General features: G+C 50.0%; 16 protein-coding genes. 9 read left to right on the top strand and 7 right to left on the bottom strand.

Translation table 11 applies throughout. The features are described 5' to 3' along the window. Nucleotides 1–79: 79 nt before the first annotated feature. The 6 genes from ACFSW8_RS14570 (at nt 80) to ACFSW8_RS14545 (ending at nt 8,680) form a co-directional block, all read left to right on the top strand. Entirely contained in the window at nt 80–1,735 is a 1,656-nt protein-coding gene (locus ACFSW8_RS14570) for a sulfatase-like hydrolase/transferase (protein ID WP_377178608.1), read from the top strand. Between the two features lie 56 nt (nt 1,736–1,791). Next, nucleotides 1,792–3,393: a sulfatase-like hydrolase/transferase gene (locus tag ACFSW8_RS14565; protein WP_377088117.1), complete on the top strand. Its 1,602-nt coding sequence runs from the start codon at nt 1,792–1,794 to the stop codon at nt 3,391–3,393. Nucleotides 3,394–3,450: 57 nt separating this feature from the next. Next, nucleotides 3,451–4,539: an ABC transporter substrate-binding protein gene (locus ACFSW8_RS14560; protein WP_377178606.1), complete on the top strand. Its 1,089-nt coding sequence runs from the start codon at nt 3,451–3,453 to the stop codon at nt 4,537–4,539. 64 nt (nt 4,540–4,603) lie between these two features. After that, nucleotides 4,604–6,304: an arylsulfatase gene (locus tag ACFSW8_RS14555; RefSeq protein WP_377088113.1), complete on the top strand. Its 1,701-nt coding sequence runs from the start codon at nt 4,604–4,606 to the stop codon at nt 6,302–6,304. Between the two features lie 46 nt (nt 6,305–6,350). Next, nucleotides 6,351–7,238, top strand: a complete 888-nt coding sequence (locus tag ACFSW8_RS14550; protein WP_377088112.1) for a transporter family protein — start codon at nt 6,351–6,353, stop codon at nt 7,236–7,238. Nucleotides 7,239–7,519: 281 nt separating this feature from the next. Further along, nucleotides 7,520–8,680, top strand: coding sequence for a BamA/TamA family outer membrane protein (locus ACFSW8_RS14545; protein WP_377088107.1), 1,161 nt, complete (start codon nt 7,520–7,522; stop codon nt 8,678–8,680). A gap of 17 nt (nt 8,681–8,697) precedes the next feature. Here the strand turns inward: ACFSW8_RS14545 and ACFSW8_RS14540 are convergent, their stop codons facing one another. The 4 genes from ACFSW8_RS14540 to ACFSW8_RS14525 form a co-directional block, all read right to left on the bottom strand. Continuing rightward, nucleotides 8,698–9,540 (bottom strand): hypothetical protein, encoded by an 843-nt coding sequence (locus tag ACFSW8_RS14540; RefSeq protein ID WP_377088106.1) that lies wholly within the window; start codon nt 9,538–9,540, stop codon nt 8,698–8,700. Nucleotides 9,541–9,621: 81 nt separating this feature from the next. Next, on the bottom strand, nt 9,622–11,394 hold the full coding sequence (locus ACFSW8_RS14535; RefSeq protein ID WP_377091411.1) for an alpha-amylase family glycosyl hydrolase: 1,773 nt from the start codon (nt 11,392–11,394) through the stop codon (nt 9,622–9,624). A gap of 1,214 nt (nt 11,395–12,608) precedes the next feature. Further along, the gene (locus tag ACFSW8_RS14530) at nt 12,609–13,427 is read right to left on the bottom strand and encodes an HAD-IIB family hydrolase (RefSeq protein WP_377178604.1); all 819 of its coding nucleotides are present in this window, start codon (nt 13,425–13,427) and stop codon (nt 12,609–12,611) included. Nucleotides 13,428–13,645: 218 nt separating this feature from the next. Beyond that, nucleotides 13,646–14,482, bottom strand: a complete 837-nt coding sequence (locus tag ACFSW8_RS14525; protein WP_377088102.1) for a hypothetical protein — start codon at nt 14,480–14,482, stop codon at nt 13,646–13,648. Between the two features lie 164 nt (nt 14,483–14,646). Here ACFSW8_RS14525 and ACFSW8_RS14520 point away from each other — a divergent pair, with 164 nt between their 5' ends. Beyond that, nucleotides 14,647–16,380 (top strand): LamG-like jellyroll fold domain-containing protein, encoded by a 1,734-nt coding sequence (locus ACFSW8_RS14520; RefSeq protein WP_377088100.1) that lies wholly within the window; start codon nt 14,647–14,649, stop codon nt 16,378–16,380. A 112-nt stretch (nt 16,381–16,492) separates the two neighbouring features. Then, the gene (locus tag ACFSW8_RS14515; protein WP_377088099.1) at nt 16,493–17,458 is read left to right on the top strand and encodes a DUF6268 family outer membrane beta-barrel protein; all 966 of its coding nucleotides are present in this window, start codon (nt 16,493–16,495) and stop codon (nt 17,456–17,458) included. A gap of 29 nt (nt 17,459–17,487) precedes the next feature. Here the strand turns inward: ACFSW8_RS14515 and ACFSW8_RS14510 are convergent, their stop codons facing one another. Together ACFSW8_RS14510 and ACFSW8_RS14505 are read right to left on the bottom strand one after the other, a co-directional pair. Continuing rightward, nucleotides 17,488–20,016 (bottom strand): DUF6288 domain-containing protein, encoded by a 2,529-nt coding sequence (locus ACFSW8_RS14510; protein WP_377178602.1) that lies wholly within the window; start codon nt 20,014–20,016, stop codon nt 17,488–17,490. Between the two features lie 169 nt (nt 20,017–20,185). Next, complete coding sequence (locus ACFSW8_RS14505) at nt 20,186–21,229, bottom strand: GntR family transcriptional regulator (protein WP_377178600.1); 1,044 nt, start codon at nt 21,227–21,229, stop codon at nt 20,186–20,188. Between the two features lie 102 nt (nt 21,230–21,331). On the opposite strand from ACFSW8_RS14505, the gene ACFSW8_RS14500 reads away from it, so the two are divergent. Next, nucleotides 21,332–22,027: a PEP-CTERM sorting domain-containing protein gene (locus tag ACFSW8_RS14500; RefSeq protein ID WP_377088093.1), complete on the top strand. Its 696-nt coding sequence runs from the start codon at nt 21,332–21,334 to the stop codon at nt 22,025–22,027. Nucleotides 22,028–22,076: 49 nt separating this feature from the next. Here the strand turns inward: ACFSW8_RS14500 and ACFSW8_RS14495 are convergent, their stop codons facing one another. Continuing rightward, nucleotides 22,077–23,210: a lactonase family protein gene (locus ACFSW8_RS14495; protein ID WP_377088091.1), complete on the bottom strand. Its 1,134-nt coding sequence runs from the start codon at nt 23,208–23,210 to the stop codon at nt 22,077–22,079. Nucleotides 23,211–23,458: the final 248 nt, after the last annotated feature.

The following is a 23,458-nucleotide window of genomic DNA, read 5'->3' as shown; positions in this document are numbered from 1 at the left end:
AGTGGGCATATTTCTTACAATCGACTTTCACAACAGACTCAACTCTCAGCCTTCGAGAGGCGCCGCACACTCTAGAACAATGAAAACCAACCTACTCACTAAAGCACTCGCCCCCCTCGCTCTCGCCAGCAACCTCGTGCTCGCAGAGGACAAACCCATCATCCACGATGGCGAATACAATTTCCTCGCCGCCCAACATGGAGAAAAATGGGCCGCTCAAGATAAAGAAATCGACGCCAAACTCGCCGAGATCAAAAAGAAAAATGGCGATAAGCGCCCTAACATCCTCTACATCCTTATCGACGACGTCAGCTTCGGCCAAATGGGTGACCCGAAAATGAACTACGTCATGGGCATCAAGACGCCCAACCTCAACAAGCTTTCCTCCGAGAGCCTCAACTTCATGCGCATGTACACCGAGCCATCTTGCACTCCGACACGCGCAGCCTTCCTAACAGGACGACTCCCTGTCCGCTCTGGCATCAAAGAAGTCAAAGTCGCCCTCGTCGGTGAAGGCCTCCCAGCTAACGAAGTCACCATTGCTGAAGTTCTCAAACAAGCCGGCTACAACACCGCCCACATCGGAAAATGGCACCAAGGTGACATTGAGCAAGCCTACCCGCACAACCAAGGCTTCGACTTCGCTGCCTTCCCACTCCACCAGCAGGTCCAGCTCACCGTCATGACCCCAGAGTCAGGCAAGGCGAATAACCAATTCGGCTACAATGCCTCGCTCCGCAATGACACCTTCGAGCTCGATAAAAAGTTCCGCCCCTTCGGCCTCGTCACCGGCGTCGAAGCCACCGCAGGAGGCAAAGCCAAGGAAGTCGATCTCAAGCCAGGTGAAGAATGGACTCACGCGCACTACGTCAAAATGAACGAGCGCTACCAAAAGCAAATCCTCGAACAGGTCGAATCACTCGCCAAAAAAGACGAGCCCTTCTTCCTCCAGTACTGGCCTCTCTATCCACTCAACTTCGTCGTGCCGGAAAACCCAAAAACCCTCAATGGTGGTTTCATGGCCGAAAAACTTGAGTTGTTAGACACTTGGGTAGGCGAACTCCTCGCTAAACTCGAAGAGACTGGCGAAGCCGACAACACCATCGTTTGCTTCATGGCCGACAACGGTCTCATGTACCACTACGAAGGTACCTCTGGCCTCAATCAGCTCATCTACCGTGGCGGCAAAACCGACTTCACCGAAGGTGGTATCCGTGTCGATGCCTTCATGCGCTGGCCTGCTGCGATCAAGCCAAACAGCTACGCAGGCGACATCGTCCACGTCTCAGACCTCTTCACCACTTTCGCCCGCCTTGGAGAAGCCAAACAATTCATCCCTCGCGACCGCATCATCGATGGCATTGACCAGACCTCCCTCATCCTCGAAGGCGAGCTCAACGGTCGCCGTGACTACGTCTACGTCTATCAGAACGACATCCTCCGCGGCATCGTGAAGCAAGAGTATAAAATGCACATGCCAGCTCCGGGTATGCCAGGTGCTGCAGCTCCTGTCTTCAACGTCTTCCGTGACCCACGCGAAGAACACCCACAGATCGGTACCGCACTCTGGTCGGGCGCCAGCTTCCAAGACATGGCCTACCGGCACATGATGATGATCAAAAAATACCCACACAATAAACTCGGCAAGGGCATCCCCTACGAAGGCATTGAAAACCTCCGCCCCGAATCCGTCGAAACCGTCAAAACATTCATGTCCTGGCAACCACAAAAATAGATCTGAACTATCAAACACACTCACCTAACACAAATCTACTAACCTAGTTTCACATAATGGAAATAAAACACTTAACCAACACAGCCATCACACTGGCCCTCAGCCTTTCCGTATCTTCACTCACAGCTGAATCTATCATCTACGATGCTGAATTCCAAAAAATAAGAAAACAGCACGCTGACAAATGGGCCAAAGAAGACTCTGCTCTAGATAAAAAACTATCCGAGCTCAAAGCCAAACACGGCAAAGCACCTAACATCATCTACTTCATGTGGGACGATGCTGCCTATGGGCGTGTGGGCCACCCCATGCTCAGCAAAGTCACTGGTATGTCGACTCCCACTTTTGACCGCATTGCTCGTGAAGGAATGACCTTCACCCGTATGTACACTGAACCATCATGCACACCCACTAGAGTCGCTACCCTCACTGGCCGCCACCCCATCCGCACAGGCCTCACTCAAGTCGTCTTCCCCGTTCACGCCATCGGCATGCCACAAGAAGAAGTCACCATTGCAGAAGTACTCAAAAAACAAAACTACAACACCGCCTTCTTCGGGAAATACCACGTCGGTGACATCGATGGCAGCTATCCACACCAAAATGGCTTCGATGAATGCCTCTTCACCATCTACAACCAATTCGGCTCCCAGTTCTTCAACAAAGACGGTGAAGCAATTGGTGCAACATATGGCTTCACCGAGGATCAACAAGATCGTCTCTACACACTCGATAAAAAGTTCCGTAACTCCAGCACCATACCATGGGCAGCTGAAGCCAAGGCTGGGGAGAAAGCCAAGCAGTACAATAAAGACTATTCCTACGAGGAACAACTCCGATACGTAGAAGACGTACACACTCGCTCCATGAACTACATCAAAGACAACGCGAAAAAGGAGAACCCCTTCTTCCTCTGCTACTGGTTCCATGGACCTAACGTAGCTGGCGTGCACCGCCTCGGCCGTCGTGGAGACTCTTCCATTTCCAATGCAGATGGTGATGGCTTCGAGGAAATGGATGCCAAGCTCAAAGAAATGCTTGCCCTCATCAAAGAACAAGGAATCGAAGAAAACACTCTCATCATCGTCATGGCGGATAATGGTCCGATGTTAGAATTTACCCCCCACATGTCGCGCTTCGGTATCTATCGCGGTGGCAAGGGATCCTTCACAGAAGGAGGTGTTCGCGTCCCAGCCTTCGCCTACTGGCCTGGTACCATCGAAGCAGGCACAGTCGCTGGCGATATCATCCACGTCACCGACCTCTATACCACCTTTGCTCGCCTCGGTGGAGGCATGAAACACATTCCAACAGATCGTGTCGTTGATGGTGTCGACCAAACATCTCTCCTCCTTAATGGCGATGCCTACGGCCGCCGCGACTACGTCCACATCTACACAGGCCCGCTACTCGCAGCCACGGTGAAACAACAATTCAAGCGCCATTGGGTCGGGGAAAGACCCGGCCTAGCAGGCAAATCCTTCTTCGATCTCTATAAAGATCCTCGTGAAGAAGACGGCCTCATGGCCCAATTCCTCTGGGCTTGGGAGCCATTCGACTCCATGAAAATGCGCCACGAAAAACTCATGGAAAAGTATCCGAATACACCAACAAAACGCGCAGAGCCATTCGGCGGCATCGAGCTTCTCAATCAATAACCTCTCCCATACAAACACCCGCAAAGAATTCCATCCTTGCGGGTGTTTCTTCCTATCATGCAGCGACGTAATTTTCTCAATATCATTGGAGCTTCCTCTGTGCTCACTCCGCTTGCCTTACAAGCCGCATCAGGCAAACCATCTACAAAAAAACTCCAACTCGCCGGCTATGATTACGACAGACTCAGGATGCTTTCGGATAAGAAAGCTGAGATTACAGGATACGAGTATGACTACAAACTGACATCCATTGGAGAAGCAAACTCGAATACCTTCTCAGGCCCTCAAGACTATGATGTCACAGAAATTGGACTCCACCCCTACATGCTCGCCTATGCGAATGATGGATTCCGAGGCTACTCATTACTTCCAATATTTCCTGTTAGAATTTTCCGCCACAAAAGCATTTTTATACGCACGGACAGAGGGATCGACAAACCCGAAGACCTCAAAGGTAAAAAAATCGCCACTCCTGGTTTCTCGTCCACTTCGCTCACATGGATTCGTGGAATCTTACAGCATGAATACAACATCTCTATGAACGATGTCGAATGGATCGTCGCAAAAACGGATTCTTCTGCCGACATCGCAGGTAAAGCATCAGCTCAAGAGCGCGTCATTCCTAAAGGCCTTAAATTCACTGAGGGTTCAGCGGGCAAAGACGAATCACAACTACTCGAAGACGGTGATGTCGATGCCCTTCTACACGCTGCTGAACCACGTTGTTATGTCCAAGGACATCCCAAAGTCGCTCGACTCTTTGATAATGTGCGAGCTACTGAAAGTGCTTACTACAAAAAGACAGGCATCTTCCCCATCATGCACGCAGTGGCTGTTAGAAACTCTCTCGTCGAGTCCGACCCTTCCATCATCCAGTCAATTTTTAAGGCCTACTCAGAATCAAAGAGCGCAGCTCAAGAACGCCTCGCTAAACTCGGATGGGTAGACAGCATGCTCCCATGGCTTGGGCAAGAAATGGAAGAGACATACAGTCTGTTAGGAAAAGATTATTGGTCCTATGGCATCGAGAAAAACCGTAAGACACTCGAGGCTCTCTTCGCCTACTCGCACGAGCAAGGACTCTGCAAAAAACACCTTAAAATCGAAGACCTCTTTCACCCAGCATCTCTCACTCTTAAAGAGTAATGATCCCCACGCACCAATGCTTTGGTTTATATGGCAACATAAATAATCCCTCCAATGAACCACTATGTTTGAAGTAACAAAACTAGTCTCAACATTATTATTTGCCGCACTATCAAGTAACGCATACACCCAGAGTTCCCCCTCCAAGCCCAATATCATGCTCATTGTTGTCGATGACATGGGATACTCGGACCTTGGGAGCTATGGAGGCGAAATTCGAACTCCAAACATCGATAAACTCGCTAGCAATGGAATTAGGTTTACACGATTCTACACGCAGCCAATGTGCGCTCCCACACGAGCTTCCATTCTGACAGGTGTTGATAATCACCAAAATGGCCTTGGAGCCATGGCACCACTACACACTAAGAACCAGTACATGCAACCTGGGTATGAAGGCTTTTTAAATGACAAAGTCGCCACACTCGCAGAAGTATTAGTCTCTAACGGATATCACACTTACATGAGCGGAAAGTGGCATCTTGGATCTCTTAACTCATCCCAGTATCCTTACGGTCGAGGTTTCGAAAAAAGTTTCGCTCAAATGGCCGGAGGGTCGGGTTACTTTGAAGATGGTGATCCACTTGGCCCCTATGACGAACCAGTCACTTTCTATGTTAAAAATGACAAAAAAGTAGATCAACTACCAAAGGATTTCTACTCAACTAAAGACTTCACTGACCACATGATACAATTCATCAAGGACTCAAGTGATGAAAAACCATTCTTTGGATATCTCGCTTACACTGCGCCACATGATCCACTCCATATTACAGATGATTACATCAACAAATATAAAGGTGAGTATGATATAGGTTATGATTCCATAAGAAAAAGTCGGCTTGAGCGCATGAAGGATCTAGACCTGATTGACCAGTCTGTTCCATACAATGCAGGGACTGGAAATTTTCCAAAATGGAAATCTTTGACCGATGATCAGAAAACTATCCAGGCTCGAAAAATGGAAATTTATGCATCTATGATTGAGTATCTGGATGACCAATTAGGCCATTTGATTCAGGTCATCAAAGATATGAATAGGTTTGAGAATACCCTATTCATATTTATGTCAGACAATGGTCCTAATCCATACGAGTCAGCTTTTTATTATCTCGGTGATGTCGATGCTTTTAATAAAAAAGGCTACGACAATAGCTTGAAAAATCTGGGTAGGAAGAACTCATTTACTTCACTGGGCGGCTCTTGGGCTGAAGTCACAGCAACGCCTTACAGCTATTATAAAACAACAACAGGTGAAGGCGGCATTAGAGCTCCTCTCATTATTTCTGGTTCAGGCGTTGTGGTTGATGGAATCACCGACACGACTGTGCATGCTGCGGATATCTACCCAACAATTTTGGAATACGCGAATGTAGAGCGACCAGAAACATTCAAAGGAAAAAAGCTGAATCCCTTATTTGGTCAATCGGCAAAGCCTTTCCTAGAAGCCAAAACTAACAATATTAGAAACACAGAAATAACACCCCTCTGCTTCGAAAGTGGTGGGCACAAAGCTGTCTACCAAGGCTATTGGAAACTAATGCAAGGAAGTACAATTAATGAGAATGGGAATTGGGTACTCATTAACTTGAAAACCGACCCAACTGAAAAAGTAGACTTGTCAGCAGAGCATCCAGCAAGAGTCAAAAGAATGACTACGCATTGGGAAGATTACAGTAAAGCCTACGGATATATTGCTCCTGAAGGCAAGATGTACGTATTAGACATAGGCGCTGAAGAATTTTACAAATACGAGCAAAAGTAACGAATTAATCTCTAGCCTTTCACCCTTATAGACAACCATAAGCCCTATGCATCGCCACATTATACATTCAGCAAGCCTCACTTTTTGCCTCACGGGTTTGCTCACTGCTAACGAAGCCATCGACATCATCGACACCTCCTCACACGAGCTCACTCCAGCTTCCAAGATGTCACTAGACGACATCAGCACTCAGCTCGAGAACCCTCTCACCTCCCTCTGGTCGATCACCTTAGAAAACTCCTATCGCTCTATCAGCGGTAATAGTGTCAATGGTTCTACCGAAGCCAATGTCCTCAACTTCCAGCCCGGGATGCCCATCCCCATGGCCAATGACTTCACCTTCATTGCACGTCCCGTTTTCCCCCTCGTCACCTCCCCTGTTCTAGACACCAATGGTGACACAATAAAGCACACCACTGGAATCGGGGACATCCAAATGCTCAGCCTCTATGGACCCGATAAATCAAAAGGCTTCGTTTGGGGGCTTGGAACGACCATGAAATTTCCAACCGCCTCCAGTGAATTCATCGGTGCAGGAAAATGGCAGGCCGGCCCCGCTGCTATGGCATTCCATTTCGGCGATAAATGGACCCTAGGTGCACTTGCCGAACATTGGTGGTCATTCGCTGGCGATAGCGACCGCGCCCATACCAATGAAACCAACATCAAATACATCGTCCGCCACAAACTACCCGATGCTTGGTCGATCGGAGCTGGCCCCACCATCGCCATCAACTGGAAAGAAAAACCTAACAACCGATATACCATCCCTGTCGGCCTTGGGCTAAGTAAAACCGCCAAATTCGGTGAACTGCCTATCAAATTCCGCCTCGAGGCACATTACAACCTCGTCCGTCCAGATAACATCGGCCAAGAGTGGCAGATACTCTTCAGAATCGCTCCCGTCATTCCTTCTCCATTCTCACAACCATAAGTAATACCATTGAGCGAAACGGAATGGACGAATGGTCGGAATGATCTTGCAGAATATCAAGGCGGAGTGAAGGAGTGATGTGGGCATCACAACTGAATGACAACGATGACATTCTGTAAGATAATCCGATTTACTCTAAAATCACGAAGTGCAAACTTCACAAGACTGAGCCACACTCCATTCGACTATTCCGAGTCGAGAGATGGTATAACCAGATTTAAGTTCCCTCCCACACACTTTCCCGCTAAAGTCCCCACCGTACCCATCTCCCGTTCCTTACCATGAAAGCACCCATCCTCTTCTCCTGCCTTCTCATTAGCCTGACCACTGCACACGCCAATGAAACGCCTTTATCTAAAGCTGATGATGAGAAAGGCCTCCGCTTTTTTGACGATGACGGATATCTAGATATCGGGGAATTTCTTGACCGCCCATTTGGCTTCTATCCAGTAGTAGTTCCTATCACCGAGCCTGCCGTCGGCTACGGTGCTGCTGTCGTGCCAGTCTTCATGAACCGCCCTGAAGGTCGCGAAAAAACCGACTTCTATGCTCTCGGTGGCCTCGCCACCGAAAATGGCACTGAAGGCCTCTTCGCATTCTACTCCGGCTACCACCTCGATGAACGCTTACAGATTGAGGCCGCTCTCATCGGCGCCTCTATCAACCTCGACTTCTATGGTCTAGGGTCCTCCATTATCCCCAGTAATAACCCACTCCGTTACAATGTCGATCTCACAGGTATCGAGTTCGGTGGTGAATGGAAACTCAAGGAAGACGCCAACTGGAATGTCGGTCTCAAGTACTTCTATGGAGACGCAAATGCCTCCATCCGCAGCTTCCCAGGAAGTGAATTCCTCCCACCTGAAATCGACCTCTCAGCCCTCGGTGCCCGAACCATCTTTAGTTCCTTCAAAACGACTATCAATTACGACACCCGCAATAACATCTTCACCCCCACCAAAGGACAAATTACCGAACTCGGTGTCGTCTGGAACCAAAAAGCCTTCGGCGCCGACGATGATTTCCAAATCCTCCAATTCCAAACCCTCCAGTTCCACCCACTCATCGAGGATAAACTCTACCTCTCTGCCCGCGGCGACTTCAAACAAAGCTTCGGCAACATCCCATTCTACCGCCAACCCTACCTAGAACTCCGAGGCGCCCCCATCGCCCGATACCAAGGTGATGGCATCATCCAAGCCGAAGCCGAACTTCGCTGGCAAGTCCACCAACGTTGGAGCCTGCTCGGGTTCGCCGGCGTCGGTAACTACTGGATCGATGACTCAGTCTTTGAAGGAAACAAAACCATCGCCACCGGTGGCCTAGGCTTCCGCTACCTCATCTCAAAACGCCACGGCATGCACACCGGAGTCGATGTCGGATTCTCCGAAAATGATACCGCTGTCTATATCCAGTTCGGCCACGCATGGCCACGCACCTAACGACGTATCAACTAACACTATCTACTCCCGCTCTTTAATTCCTTCGTCACCAAGTACTTCACAGGTGTTTTCACTACCGTAGTGGTACCACCATGGCTGCTCGCTGTCGTCATCTCCCCCTGCATCGTAATCTTGTAATCAAACATCCTCTTCATATCGATCCATACCTCTCCATCCAAAGAAATCGACGCATCAGCATCATGCCTCACCCCTGCCGACTTGATGCTGAAACTTACCACCGCCACAGGAACCTGGTTAAGCATCTTCACATCTTTCAACTTCATCTTTGCTATCACCTTCGCCCCCTTCAGGTCGCGCTCCATGATATGCTTGATAAAACTCGGACTAAAATCCCATGTCGTCCCAATTCTCACGGGCTGCTCGATGAACCATCGGCGTTTCTCATAAGACTCTAACTCGTCCATCAAGACGGCTTGCTCAGCATCTGCCGCTGAATCCAAAAACAGCCTCCAAGTCCCAGAAGCATCCTGCATTCCCTCCACAGTCTTCCCCACCAAGGGGCTCGTCGTCGTGCGCGTGTCTTTTTCCCCTCCCATCGTCACCTCTCTCACAACAGTATCCTTCAGGACCTTATACCTCAGCTTCTTCACCCCATTGTCGAGCACCTCTGTACGTTCTAATTCCTGCTGCCAAGTAATCTCTATCTCACCCTTCTTTACTTGCCCATCTTGTGATGTCGTCATCTCACCTGGCCCAGTAAACGAATGAATGTGCACAGCTACTGTCTCTCCCAATTGAGGTACAAAATGCTTCAAACGTACTGGGGTATCGCGCAACGCACTCCCAGCGTACAAGGAACCACTAAGACATATCAAACTGCTCAATACCTTCCACTGCATAACGAGCTACCCATAGCACATACATGCAAAATGAAAAGACTCCTCTCAACCACCTAACGACGAATCAAATAGGCCCCAACATCATTTATTGGTAATCCAAGCACAGCCATATGGCTCCAGCTCAATGCTCTTCATCCCCTCTGTGATCACAACACCACTGAGAATATCCCTCCATTGCTCAGTCGCTATTAAATTTAACTCCACAATCGGAATCACCTGCTTCGCATCAGAGATGTTGTGTATCGCAAAAATCGATTGGTCACGGTTCAAACTCTCACGCCAAAACGCAAATACCTGCTTGCCAAAATGTAGAGTGTACTGCGTCGCATTCGGATGAAATGCCGCCTGCTGCTTCCTCAACTTAATTCTATCCTTCAAGGCACGAAAGACCCTCGCATGATGCTTCTCATCATCATTTAACGCATCCTCTAGTGCAGCTTCATCCCAATGATAGCGATTGATCGCTCGCAACTCACCGGATTCTGCAACCCCTTGCAAATCATTCTCCGTCCCTAACAAGCTATGAATGTAAAATGCCGGAACCCCCTCTAACGCCAACATAATCGTGTGCGCACAAAGGTAACGCTCAACCTGCCATGCATCTCTCTCTCCTCCAATTTTTCCTGCAAGCGCACTGAACAATGAAATATTCGCTTCGTATGGCTTAAGCTGCCCATCAGGCATCTTCCTCATCGAAATCTCTCCCCCAAATCGACATAATGTATCCGTCAATCCCTTCAACTCACTTTGACTCAACAACCCCTCCGCGGGACGCAACCCAATCCCATCATGCGATGCGATAAAATTAAAATACGCCCTGCCCCTGCGCGCCGGTGGCATCGACATCATCCATGTCTTCAAATGACTACAGTCACCACTCAATAAGGTGTTCACCAAGAGGGGCGGTAGCGAAAAGTTATAGATCATGTGCGCCTCGTTATCATTCCCAAAATAACTCAGGTTTTCTTTGTTTGGCACATTCGTCTCCGTGATAATGATCGCCTCCGGATTGATCGTTTCTATCACTAACCTCAACAACTTAATGATCTCATGCGTCTCATCTAAATGCACACAACTCGTCCCAGACTCTTTCCACAAAAATGCAATCGCATCTAATCGAAATATCTTTATCCCCTTCTTGAGATAACTCTTGATGATCTTAACAAATTCTAACAGTACATCGGGGTTCCTGAAATTAAGATCTACTTGGTCGGCGCTGAAGGTACACCACACCTCCTTTTCCCCACTTGCAGTCTCCACTTGAGTCAATAATGGTGAACTTCGTGGACGTACCACTTTACTCAAATCCTCATACTCGTCACCTAACACGAAGTAATCTTTCCCAGGATCCTTATCCAAAAGGAAATTTTGAAACCACTCTGACTTGCTAGAACAATGGTTAATCACCAAATCTGCCATCAAATCAAAATCCTCCCCAATCTCCTGAATATCCTTCCAAGTTCCAAATTCTGGTTTCACCTGCTGATAGTCCACCACCGAAAACCCATAGTCCGATGTATAGGGACAGAAAGGTAAAATGTGCACACCACTACTCACACCACGTAAATTTTTCTTCAAAAACCGCTGCAGAGTCTTCAGTGGTCGCTCACCCTCCTTTTGAACCGTGTCAGCATAGCTGATGGTTACCACATCACTCTCATCCCACTTGTCTACCATCGTATGCGACTCAATTGCCGCATCCGCCAAATCAGCCTCCCGCATGATAGCACTCGATATCCCCGCTGCTGCTTCAGCCCCATAAACATTCCCTACATGCTGCTCAACGCGTTCGCGAATATGCTGCACCTTCGGATGGTTCGCTTGATCAAATCCCGCACCTCCAAACTCACGCATGTCTTCGTCCACCGCCTCTATCAATTGCTCCATGATGTCAGGCACCGCCGCCTGAACCCGATTCCAACTCGGCATGAAAGGCGTCTCCATCGATTTCTCAGGATCCAAAAAGTCATACCCAGCCTGCATCACATTCTCTGCAAATGTCTCCACTGCCAATCCCTCCGTATGCCTGTCATACTTCAACCCATTGATCACCGCGTCATTGTGATAACTATCTACCAAATCCAAGGCGATCCGATAATAGGTCGCCTTGATCGTCCTTATCCTCTCCGGTGAAAATACCTCACCCTGCGTCGCCATCTTCCGATACAATGACTTCGCAATGTCACAACTCATCTTTGAAAGACCACGTGTCTTATCCTCTAGCGATAATTCCTGATGCTTGTGATCGTAGTTGTCCGCTATGTCTACCTGACAAATCTGATTCGTCGCATAATTCCGGTTCATCTCAGATAACACCCCCATCTCTAAACCCCAATCACTCGGAATCCTAACATCTTCTATCACGTCTCTCGTCAACGAAAACTCACCTGCTAGAGGATACCTAAAGCTATCCAGATAATTGAGGTAATCATTCGCTCCACAAACCTTCTTCAATGCTCGCAATAATGGTGTCACTAACAGACGACACACCCGACCATTCATCGACCCACTCGCCACGCGGGCATAATACCCTTTACAAAATTTATAACTAAATGCCGGATTTGCTACCGGATAAATTAAATGGGCCAACATATCTCGCGAATATGTCGTGATATCGCAGTCGTGTAATGCCACCGCCTCAGCACGCCCAGATGCCAATACGTACCCAAACATATACCAAACATTCCTCCCCTTTCCCGGCTCTTTCGGAGCCAACCCCAATGCCTGTAACTGTGCATCAATCTTACGAAGACGTGGCCCATCATTCCATAACACCTTGGGCTTCTGCGGCAAGCGACTGAAAAACTCTAAGGCATAGCGATATTGACTCTCGTCTGCACGATCCAAACCAATCACCACCTGATCTAAATAGGGCACATGCGAAATCTCATCGACAATGTGTGATAAAGCAGGCCCCTCAAGCTCCGAAAAGAGAGAGGGTAAGACCAATGCCATAGGCTTCTTCTTTGAAAATTGTACCAATTCACTCTCAATCTCCTCCAAGGGTCGATTGCTCAATTGGTGTAAGGTCGTGATGATCCCATGCTGGTGAAAGTCGCCCATAATCTTTAACTTGTAATAATTTCTCTAACTGCTTGCCCCCACCCCGCTGAGCCAGGACTGTTTGCCACACGTGCCGCTCCATGTTTCGGCTTGATCCGTGCCCCCCCCACGTGAGGAATCACTACCGGGATGTCAGCCGCCTCTAACATTGCTAAATCATTCTCACTATCACCCACCGCTACTGTCGTCCAATGAACCTCCGGATACGCCTCAGCATACCGTTCACTAAACCAACGCATCCCTCCTACCTTATCCACCATCCCCATCAAATGAATAAACCTTCCACCTCGCACAGCCCTTACCCCCACTGCCTCTAATCCCATAACAAATGCATTCCATGCCCCCTCACTATCACTCCAAACAATCGGCTCAGTCGATTCCCTCTCCATCGCCAACTCCGCCCCACGCACACTCAAACCCGTGCGCTCTACCACTTCAGCTACCGACCAATCTGCAAATCCCTCAAACCGATACCCACACGCCTCTCGTATCCCGTGCACATGCTCAAGTATCCGCCTCCTCGACATACCAGAATGCTGACAACAAAATCCGTAAGAATCCCCAGCTGCCTCACACAGTGGACCATTTCCTCGTGGTCCAACCATCCCCCCATTCTCTGCAACCACCCCACTGCAAACCGACACATCAGAGGCCAGTGCCCTCAACTCAGCATAGGTTTTCGATGAGTTGAAAACCAATGGTACCCCCATCTCTGACATCAGTGCCAAGCAATCTTCAGCCCCTGCATATCCATAGTCCTCGTCTAACAAAGAACTGTCCAAGTCCGTCACCACGAGATATCTATGTTCTTGAAATCCAGACATAAGAAGATGCTTGAGCCCCTCTGTAGGCCACCTTCTTGGACTACAGCAGCTACCGTACCAGCTTGAACTTTTTCTTCTTCCGCCCAACACACTATTAGGTGTCAAAACAGCCACCTCCTCGCTCTCACCCCACAAAAAACGCCCAATACCACACTGGCACTGAGCGTCATCATTGCTGCACCCACCGCTAGCGCGATAGCGTGCCTAACAGTCTTATACTACTTCGCAGGAGTCAGCTTGATCGTCTGATGCATGGTTCCTTCACCACTCATACTCATGCTCATCCCGGGGCCCACTTCGCCCCCCATCGTGATCTTCATCTTCATGTCTAAATCAAGATCCACCAAATGCTCGAGACTGCGAACCACGTTCCCGGTGCCCTCCATCTTCATCGTCATCCCACTGTCCTCAATGGAACCTGACATGTCGAACTTCACCAAGATTTTCGCACACTCCTGGCCATCCTTGGTCACAATCTCCTGTAAAGTCAGTGTCGCTCCCCCCTCATCAAAATCCGCATCCTTCATCAGAACCGAAAGCTCATCACCCTCGACCTTCCATGTCTCACCCACCTTGCGCGCCTTCTCACCATAAATCTCGCCCGCTTCCAAAAAACCTTCCAGCTTGTCTTCCGCAGCCTCGCGTTGCTCATCACTGAGTTGCCCGTTCACCGGCTTCGCTTCCCAGTCGTCTCCCTGTAGCTCAAACAAAATGGGCGTCTTCAACAACTTGTTCGGCGGCTCTGGAGCCTCCTGCCTCTGCCCCATCATCTCAGTGGCATTCTGCGACTCAGATGCCTTTAGCTCATAGTGCAGCTTTCCTTTCCCCTTTACCTCAATCACCTCAGTATCCTCAGACTTCCGAGACATCTTCCCCTCCATCGCCTGTGGCCCCCCCTTCACACTCATCTTCATCTCCGGAAAATCCGTCTTCGATGTCATCTCCAGCTTAGTCCCAACCGCTGGCATTCCCCCCTCTTTGTAGAGAATGTATTCCTTGGCGAGACATGGCAAACTCATCAGCCCTAGCGCTAACACACTTGTTGTCGTTTTCATCACTCCCAGATTTACGCTAATTCCATTCTTCTGTCAGCAAGTATTCTTAGGCCGATTTTCTTCAAGGATCTGAGAATTAGGCTTTATTTGGCAAACCGATAATGCTAGTCCATTCCAATCCCTCCCGTCTAGAACCAAATTTTGACAAAAAACTCACCACACTAATGGACGACCGCTACCAAGTTGGCCAGCTCATGGAAGAGCTTGCCTACGGGAACTACTACGAAGCCGAAGATACGCTCATCCAGCGTAAGGTGCAGATCCTGCGCTATGAAACTCCCACCGGCAACAAAGCAGAATGGCAAGAAGCCTTCAATGCTGCGTCCGCTGAACTCGCCACGGCCTCCCACCCCGGATTGCCTATCACGTACACCCACGGTATCGATGACGACGGCCCCTACATCATCCGTCAGCTCCTCGAAAGCACCGTGCTCAATACCCGACTCGTCGAGTCAGGCCCCCTCAGTGAATATGAAGGCTGGGAGCTCGCCCACCAAATGCTGGAAATCCAAGATGCCGCCAAACCCTCTGGTAACTTCCACGGCGCCCTCGATGCCAACCATATCGGCCTCATCGCACGCCCCAGTGGAAAAAAACTCTACTCCATCACTGATTACGGCCTCGCAGAAATCTCCCGCCGAATCCACGATAGTAAGGAATTCCTCGGTGCACCCTACCTCATCTCACCCGAACAAGCACGCGGTGAAGAAGCATCCGAGCTCTCCCAAATCTACGCCATCGGCCAACTCGTCTTCCACGGCCTCTCCGGCGGCCACCCGTGGATCGAAACCACTCTCGACGAAATCATCGAGCTGCAAAAACAAGAACCACGCCTGATCACCGAGTACAATGCCGGTATCCCAGATGCCATGGCCCAGTGGATCAATAAAATGCGTGCCTACGATCCAAAGGACCGTTTCCAAAGTTTCGAGGAAGCCACCCAGCACCTTCCCGAACCCATCCAGTCAGCCCCCGTTCCAGTTCAGGCAACCTCCGCGGTCTATAACGTGCCCGCCACCCACACAACGACCACTCAAACAGTCGCTGCCCAAACCACCGGCCAAGTCTCCGCTGCCGATGCATTCGCCGCCCAAAAAGCCACCGCAGATGCTCAGAAAAAAGCCGAGATGGCCGCAAAAATGCAAACCTTTAAGAACCCCTTCGTTCTCGGTGGCATCGGCGCAGTCGTCCTCCTCATCATTATTATCGTCGCCATGTCCGGCGGTGAGGAAGAAACTGAAAATGGCTACACCGATGGCTCAGAGAAAGCACAAGCTGAACTCTCCAGCCTCCCCCGTGAAGGACTCATCGCCTACCTCGACTTCAATGAGGAAAAACTCTCCGCTGCCAATGCCCCTAACATTAAGCTAGAGCCGCTCAACGCCGCTCCAATCTTCTCAAGAAATGGCCGCAGTGGCAAAGGCCTCATCCTCGATAAGACCCGCTACTACAGACTGCCTCTCACCGGCACCCCAATGGGCAGAAGCGATAAAGACTTCACCATCTCCTTCTGGGTTAAACCACGCAAAAATGAAGACCAAGACCTCGTCGCCGTCTCCAAACAACCGTGGCAAGAAGGTGAAACCGAAGCCTTCGAGGGCGATAGCGCTAACCACGTCTGGAAACCCGAAGACGCCGTCATCGCAGGTAGCACATGGAACATGGTCACCATGGTCTGCGCCCGCTCAGATGAAGCACTCACCATCTACATCGATGGCGAAAAAGTAGAATCCTCAGGAAATGCCGAAATCAATGAATTGAAAAAAAATCCATTCATCTACATCGGCTGCGATAGTAACGAAAACTTCCATCATAAATCACCCGTCACTATCGACAATATGGCCATCTGGGATCGCAAACTCAGCGACTTCGAAATCAGAGGCCTCTTCGAACAATAAATCACCCATGTGGCTATCACGCTCACTTTGCGTGATTGACACCCATTTAGAATCTATCAGAGAGTGTTAGTAGAATCGCGCCAGAAGCGTGGTGAACTAACACTCTTTTTTTATGCTCAAATACCTCATCTCTGGCCTCACGGCACTCACTGCCACTTTCTCACTCGCAGGCTCAGTCACTGAACTCACCACCACCGAGCCAATTATCGACTCCTCGCCTCCAGAAGGCTTCTACATCGGTGCACCACACCTCGAGTTCTTCACTCGATCCCAAAGCACTACCACCGACCTCCCCGGATACTTTGTCGCCTACGCCGGCTACCAACACCAATTCGCCTCAGACTTCGACTCCCTCCCCGGAGATGTCAAATCCGACGAGTTCTCATTCCTAGCCCCAGTGCTGCCACTCAACTACAATGATTGGCATCTCATCTCGTTTCTCTACTACACCCAGCTAGAATTTAAAACAAGCTCCCCAAACTTACTACCCAATACTAACCTCCACTCCATAAACCTCCCTATCGCTATCGTCAAAGAACATGGCCATGAATGGATCTCAGGTGCCTTCGTCATGCCAAGCTGGAATGGTGACTTCGATGCCGGTGACAATGACGGCATCGCCGCTGGCGCAGGCCTTGGCTACGTCTTCAACCCCGACTTCCGCTTCCTCGTCGGTGCCTACTACTCCCACTACTATGGAAATGACTTCCTCATCCCTGTCGTCCAGCTCATCTACCGCCCCTGCACTGATGTCGAAGCCTATATCCTCGGCCCCATCGCTGGTGTCTCCTACAGCGTAAACGAAGATTGCTTCCTCGGACTCAGCGCCCGCTTCTCCTCACCCACTTGGAAAGTAAAAGCCGACCAATACGGCCCCGAACGCACCATCAACGTCGGAAAAGTAAACCTCGCCTTCCGCGCAGAACACCGACTCTACAAAAATATCTGGGGCGGCATCGACCTCGGCTATTCCTTCGCTCGCTCACTCAAAGTCGAAGACCTCAATAACAATACCCTCCAAGAATCAGATATCAAACCCGGCCCCTTCGCTAGCATCTCTATCAACTATCGCTACTAGTGTGCTGTCAGATTCCGCCCCCCACAGCCTCACTCCAAAATCTCAATCCTGTCAGTCATCGGCAGGAACGGATTACCACCACGGTTAAAATAGCCAAACCGTACCAAGGTCCCCGCCTCCAAATTTTTCTTCCGCTTCTTCTTCCACTCCGCGTAAGTCGTCACATCTCCCTCGGCATTGATCAATTCCGTGTTCCCCATCAGTGAACACTCAAATAGCACATCGCCGGCCATCCGTGCCTGAAATGCCCCATTCTCCATCGCCTTTTCCACCCGCGCCACAAAAGGTCCATATACCGTGTCGCTCGGGTTCCTAGACCACTTCCCCCTCACACCTTCTGAATGCTCTAACATGTAATCATATTCAACTTGGATGTCCTTCCACAAAATCACCGTTTTACCGGCTAACTGAACATCCGTATCTCCCTCCTTCACCTTCACCGTCTGCCCAAACCGCTGACTCTCCCTAGTCTCTCCAGCACTCAGCTTCTTCTCAAGCTTACCCTTTGCTCCCTCCACAGTCGCGACCAACTCAATCTCACCTAAATTCGGTCCAGTCACACGGTGCGTCACCCGTGCGTTCTTCCCACGGATACTCATCTGACAGTTGTAATTCACACCCAACAAAGCAGCTAACACCTTGTTGCGTGTCTCACTCGTCAATGACATGTTCGCCACGTCCCGTACCGCTTTATCCAAATGAGCTTCGTACACAGCCACCACCTCCTTCTGGTAGTCAGGGCTCTCTATCGCCACACGCTTCAATGCCTCCATCAGTGCTATCACCGAAGAAGGTGACCTCTCACCTATCAAACTCACCGCTTCCGCTACTTCAACCACCCTGTCCTGACGCTCAAAATAATCTGACGATGCCACTAAACTCTCAGTGTACAACTCTTTAGATGGCGTCTTGTAAGCCTCTTTACCCGTAAGCAACATGTTCCCCTTATGACGGTTCAATAATATCACATTCCCCGCATTCGTGTAATGAGCACCTAACACTATGTCGGATGGCCTAAACTGTAAATGCGCACTCGGCTGCAGGTAAAAACCTGCATCGTGCCGCCGGTTGAAATTCCAATACCAAATACGACTCTGCATTAACTCCCTATATGCTTCCTCAGATTCAAAACCTATCCCAATACTCGCCCATACCCAACTCATCGACCCACCACTCGAATGACCACAATCCGTATATTCCTTGTTTAATAAAAGGTAGTCTAACATTTTATTAAGATGGTCTTCCTTACCACCTAACAACCTGTAGGCCATATATGCCACCCCTGTGCGCCCCTGGTCTTCATTGTGCTTTACGCTCGTAATCTTGCCCTTACTTCTCGCCGTCCAGCCATAATCCAATGCCCCGTCCGGAGCCAGCCGCTCAATACTGCGTGCCATCGCCATATCCATTCCCTCTGGCACCTCAACTCCCATCGCCTTGGCAATCCCAAATGTGAGCGCCACATGCGCCGTGCAGGCATTGATCCCACCGTAACGGTAATTTCCCCGAATTAAACTATGACCATAACCATACACCCCATTGTAATAAAAGGCGCCTCCAGCTAACTCGTCTACCATCCGCTTGATCTCATCCTTCGCCCGCTCATCTCCATAACGAAAGGCATACTCCGCTAAAAATGCCGCCCTGTAACAAAAAAACCACGACTGGAAACTCTTCGGATATTGCCCTAACACCCATTCATAACACCGGTCAATCGCTTCACGATACTTTTCCTCCCCAGTAGACAGTAAAGCTAACCCACCCATGCAGGTCGGTAATAACTTGCCCACTTGCTTCTTGTCGTCTGAAAAACCAGACCCCCATGAACCATCTGAATTTTGCTGCGCTGCCAATATCTGAGCATGCATCTCTGCAAGAAAATCCGCCTTCGCACTGCGCATCGGAAACCCATCCCCAAAAGCCCCTAGCCTCTCTAACTGAAGTGATATCTCAATCTCTCCTCCATTGCGCTCTACCATCAGATTCAACTGCCCATCCTCTACAGACTCAGCGCGCTCAATCGCCATGCCCATTTGCGGATTCGGAAAACGTGCCTTCGCTACCTCCGGCCCCTCAATCTCACTAAAGCGCTGCCCAAATACACCACTAATCACATCCCCCACCTGAACCTTGCCCTCCGCTGGTGAACCGCCTAACACCTCAGTCACTGTGTATTCCTGCTCCTTCGGATCCCGTCGTGCCAGTATGCCTGTCGGCCCTAAATTAAATGGATAACCCGCTTTCTCCTCCCGCGTCGTAGTCATCCCTCCCAGTGGATGCTTCCTCTGCATTCCCAATCTGTCAAAGCCACTCGTCGGCATCAAGCTCCTCAATCTCTCAAGCTCAGCCTCATACGCTTCCTTCTCCATGCGCTCTTGCTCACCCTCACTATCCGCAAGCGCAGAGCTCGGCACTCCAACTGGCTGATGTGGCTGGTGATCTTTGGGAAAATACATTTGAATCCCATACCCTAATGCAACACACGCAACTAACATGCCCACTGCCTTCGTATTCGCTACCCCCCTTACCGGCCTCTCAGATCTCACTCTCAATTTCATGGATATTTTTTGGATTCAATCACTTACGCTACCCCCGACTCTTATGTTTCAACAAGCCGAAAGCCAATCCACCTCTAATGAACCACTCCCCACTGACTATTACGCAAATTGAATAGCAAATTAACTTAAAGCATCCCCACAACTACTAATCCCTATGACAAACACCACACTAGCAAGGACGCGTCCTTACCCCCCTAGAAAAATCACACCGACGCCCCACCTTCATACTCTCCAACCATTCTTGTATCCCCCGGTCATAATCTTCTAGCACAGGACTCACCACCGCAGGAGAAACATCAAACAGTGAAAATGTCCCCTCGCGCAGCATGTTCTTCACTGGCACCGCAATCCCTGCGCATTGTAACTCATAAATCACCCTGCTCCACGCATACTCCTTCGTCGTTAATACCATATCAATGGGCCGACCCAGTACCGCCTCCCGCAGTCGCATTCCCACCTTAGAAGCTTCCAGATGCGGCGTGTGAAATGCCGCATGATACGGCTTCTTTGCCCTCGCGTATGCCCGCTCAACATACCCACCAAACTTCGTACGCACCCCACGCGGTAAACCGACCTCCGCCAAACACACCTCACGACAACCATGCATCAATGCGTGATAAACTGCCTCCTCTATCGCCTCCCCCATCCTTAAACCCACCGCAGCACATTCACTGTCCTCAAACGCCTTACCGCCTAACAGCAACATCGGACAAGGAAACGGAAACCTCTCTCGCATCCACCCGTGTGACATGTCCAAACCAATTACCGCCTCATCTCCTCGAACACTTCGAACCCTATGGTCCTCTCCCTCACCACGCCGATGCTCATCCACAGCAAATTCCTCATACGCATATCCCGCCTCTCGTAAATAGGGCTCCAAACGCGTCAATACCTCGCGACTCAGAGCACTCAACTGACTAAAGGGGGGCCTCACTAAAACCATCCCCCCCCTGCGCACTCCCGATTCTTTCCGAATAATCTGCCTGCGCTTGCGCAGCTGCGCAGCCGCTAACATCCCCTCCGATTCCAGTTGAACCAATGCCGCCTCTACTGGTGGCCGACTCACCCCATAGCGCTGCATCAACTTCCGCACCCCTGGTAAATACTCCCCCCATACCCCAGCCTCAATATCCCCACGCAATCCCTCCACTACCCCCTCCTCCAACTTAATCCGACGCACAATGCTCACGCGCTCATCTCTCCGCTCATTCATCTGTGTCAGTATATGACGCAGAACTTCTCCTGCCAATCTCCTTCTTCCCCCACCACCGACACCTCTACCCTTGCATAACTACAATGTAGCAAAACACATAAGATGAAAAAAACATACACTCTAATCACACTGCTCGGCATCACTGCCTCCCAAGCCGCCACTGTCATACACAGCATTGGAGACAACAATACCGGTATCAGCGGCCTCTCCAGTAAGTACACAAATTGGACCGACTATACCTCTGTCACCGACAATAATACGGGAACTGAAACTGCCACCTACTCAGGTATCACTGGCTCGCTATCCGAAGGAGGAGAGACCATTAACTTCACCTACGATATCATCCTCACTGGTACTGGACTAGGAACAGGCACATGGCCCGTCACCTACGGAGCCGGGGGCCTTGGAGACGCCTCAGATGGCTCCAACTTCTCACGCCCAGATAATGGAGACACCTTCAGTATCACCCTTGCCAACTTCAGCGATGATAACGCAAATTTCGACATCGATATCGCCGCATTTACTTTCTTCTCCGCCCAAAACATCGCGATTGGTGAAACCTGGACAGCCAATGGTACCAGCTACGCCCATGGTGTCTCAGGCGTCGACCTCGCCACTGGAGTCTCTACTAACATCACCGGCACCAATACCTGGACTGGTGTCATCTCTAATGCTGGTGACGGAACAGGCCTATCCAATGTCGACTTCAGATTGACCACCACTGCCGTCCCAGAACCCAGCTCATCCCTATTGGTCGCTCTCGCCGGACTCGGCCTGCTATCACGTAAACGTCGATAAGCCCCAATTCCCGAGCCAGTGGCCCTACCACATCACTGGCTCCATTCTCTCAATACTTGGGAACAAAACCAATCCACATCGGAGCCTTCACTGCCACGCGCTTCCCTGTAGCACTCAACGTACCAGCCTCTGTGTCGCGCTTGTGCGATACAACAAAATTCGAGCGTTGACCCGCAACTAACAAGTTCTTCCCACAAGGAGTGATGTCAAAATGCCGGGGAATCCACACCCCTGCTGCCGCTGTCTGAATCACCTTCAAACCTCCCTCACCATCCACTACCAATACCGATATAGAATCACGCCCCTTGTTTGCCAAATCCCGGTTCGCTGCATACATAAACCTCCCATCATCACTCATACGAATCTCAGAGCTCGTCATATCCTCGCCTTCTCCTTCACCTAACAATGACACCGTCTTCCTCACCTCCAAAGACCCAGTTTCCACATCCCTGTCCATTATCGTGATACTCGTGCTCAGCTCATTGAGTACATAGATAATGCTCCCGTCGTGAGAAAAACACATGTGCCGCGGCCCTCCTCCAGCCGGAACCTTGAAACTCCCAATCGACTTAATCTCCGCAGTCTCCACATCTAAGTCATACACCTCTATCGCATCCGTCCCTAAATCCGCTGCATACACATGCTTGTTGTCCGGACTCGCATAAATCGAATGCGCATGCGGCCGCTGCTGCCTCTTCGGATGCACACTGCTCCCCTTGTGCTGAGGCACACTCACCGCTGGACTTAAACTCCCATCTAACTTCACCTTGAAACTCGCTAAACTCCCACTCCCATAATTCGCTACTAACAAAACCTTGCCACTGCGATCTAAACTAACGTGACATGCACCTGAACCTCCAGTCAACCGACTCTGTAACAACTCTAATGTACCATCTGCTGTGCGTAAATAGGCTGACACCCCTCCTAACCTCGGCTTCCCATCCACATCCTTACTGCGGTTCGTACTGTAACAATACGGCTTGTCCTTGCTAAACACCATAAAATTTGGCGTGTGCGCAGGTGTCACTATCCGCAAATGAGTAAACGCTCCAGTCTCCGTATCCAATACCACCTTCGCTATCCCGTCCGTCCCACCATTGCCAATGTATACATGATACATCTCCGCCACAGCAGCGCTCGTCATTATACAACCTAACAGAAAAGATAGAGCTCTTACTTTCATAGCATTAGCAGACATAACAGCTAATGCTCATCGAGAAAAGAAAAGATCTGGCCCAAAACAATCAACCTAGCCTGAGCCAGACCCTCAGCCCCCCCCTCTAGGGTGCTGTCAGAGAAGTAATGAACATCATTGCGAAAGGGAATTTTCCTGATCAATAAGGCTAGAGGCAGTCCTGAATAGACATTCCGGACTGCCGAAGAACAATGTTGATCAGAAAATAACCCGAGCCTCATGAAATAAGCGACTAA

Source organism: Rubritalea tangerina (genome assembly GCF_042683245.1).
Lineage (GTDB): Bacteria > Verrucomicrobiota > Verrucomicrobiia > Verrucomicrobiales > Akkermansiaceae > Rubritalea > Rubritalea tangerina.
Note: the sequence above shows the minus strand (reverse complement) of the source record. Positions and strands in the feature narration are given on the sequence as shown.